The organism is Verrucomicrobiia bacterium, from assembly GCA_035460805.1.
GTDB lineage: Bacteria > Patescibacteriota > UBA1384 > CAILIB01 > CAILIB01 > DATHWI01.
This window is the reverse complement of record DATHWI010000001.1, coordinates 1-1,658: the sequence shown is the minus strand read 5'-3', so window position 1 is coordinate 1,658 and position 1,658 is coordinate 1. Positions and strand designations below refer to the sequence as shown.

The 1,658-nt window shown below is 55.7% G+C and carries 2 protein-coding genes; one reads left to right on the top strand and one right to left on the bottom strand.

Features of this window, described 5'->3' with window-relative positions; translation table 11 throughout:
- Window positions 1-9 precede the first annotated feature (9 nt).
- Window positions 10-1,248: an ISL3 family transposase gene (locus tag VLA04_00010; protein HSI20098.1), complete on the bottom strand. Its 1,239-nt coding sequence runs from the start codon at window positions 1,246-1,248 to the stop codon at window positions 10-12.
- Between VLA04_00010 and VLA04_00005 the strand changes: the two genes are divergently transcribed.
- Window positions 1,247-1,621: a hypothetical protein gene (locus VLA04_00005; GenBank protein ID HSI20097.1), complete on the top strand. Its 375-nt coding sequence runs from the start codon at window positions 1,247-1,249 to the stop codon at window positions 1,619-1,621. The genes VLA04_00010 and VLA04_00005 overlap by 2 nt on opposite strands.
- The last annotated feature ends 37 nt before the right edge of the window (window positions 1,622-1,658 follow it).

Genomic DNA, 1,658 nt, shown 5'->3' with positions numbered 1-1,658 from the left:
GGTTCTTCGTTAGTTTCCGTGGGATTTTGACAGGGAAGGAAGCATGTCCAGAGCACCGAGGAAAAACAGAATTCTTATGCGGTAGTTTTCGAAGTTGCGAAAGCCCCGCGCCGAAGCTTTCAGCAGTTGAATGCGGCTGTTGAGTCCTTCTGTCAGAGCGTTGGTGATGGGGTGGGTGAAGTAGTTGAGCAAGCCTTGCAGATGGGTCTTCAAGGTGCGTGCCGCCTTCTTGACAGGCTCCAGGCGTGAACTATTCACCCGCTTCAACCATCGGGCAAAGAAGCTGGCTCCTTGCGCTGCTGTGCGCTGTTGCCAGAAGGCGGCAAACAACTCCTTGTGCTCCCACGCACGCGAGGTCTTCAGCGAAAGCTCCACCAGTTGCTGGAAGTTCAAAAACTCTTCATCGCTCATCTTTTCCAGCCCGCGCAACCATGCGTATCTTGAGCCTTTGAGCGTGTCATCACCCTGCCCCATCAAGACCTTGTGCTCCTGACGGCGCACCGTGTCCACCGCCTTGCTCAACAACTGGCTCACATGGAATTTGTCATAGACGACAAGCGCCTGCGGTGCCGCCTGGCGCGTCGCGGCTGCGTACGCTGCCCCAAAGTCCATGGTCGCTGCCCGCACCTGCTGGCGGGTCTCTTCAGGCAACAAATCCCAAAGTTTGAGCACCGCGGCAGTGTCCCGTCCGGGCTGCACCTCCAGCACCCGCTGGGCAACAATATCGGTCATTACAGAGATGTAATCCTGCCCCCGGCGAAAGCTCTTCTCATCCAGCCCCACATAATCAATTTGCTCAAGCTTGCGCCTTTGCAAGCCGCGATCCACCGCCCGCTGCATGATGCCCTGCGCCTGGTGCCAGTTGAGCCCGGTGAGATGAAGCGCATCGCTGAGCGTCGAGCATGCCAGCAAAACCCGGATGACAAAGTGCTCAAACATGAGAGTCCATCCGCTACGCGGTCCCGCCCAAGGCACGCTCACCATCTGTGTTTTGCCAGTGGAAGGGTCTAGCACACGAGGCACGGCAGCTTCGATGAGGGTGCGAAACTGACAGGTGTCCAGATGCCGCCAGCAACGCTGTTCGTTGCCATGGACGTGGAGACGCACGCCATCGTCCCCCACCCAGACGGTAGTGTCGCAGGCCACCTTGACCCGAACTTCGCCAACAGCCAAGTCCATGGTGACATCCGTGACCTTCCAAGGCTTGCTCAAGCCCAGCAACCGCTCATAAAACTCCGTGTCCTGCATGAGGCGCAATCTATCCAACCCCACTAAAAATCCCACAGACTTCTACGAAGAGCCTGATATTCTCGGGGAGGTGGAGACCCTTGCGAACACGAGCTACCGGAAATTCTCCAACCCTGATGGCACCCAATCCGTGCTAATAGCAAAGCCTGAAGATTTGATTCCCGAACGCGTGCTGAGTGCGTTCTACCCGAAAATCGATGACCGTTCTCGTGAATGTGCAAAGAAGCTCCTCGCAGCCTGCTTGTCTGGAGAGGTTCAAGTAGACTGGAACGAGACTAAACGAATCGCGAGACTTCCCGAGTACAAAGTTGAAAAAGAACTGGCCGATTTGATTCTTGAAGTGGAAATTGAGTTGTCCTCCAAAAGCAATTGAAGAACATGAACAAACCTCCGGTCATCCCCATGTATCG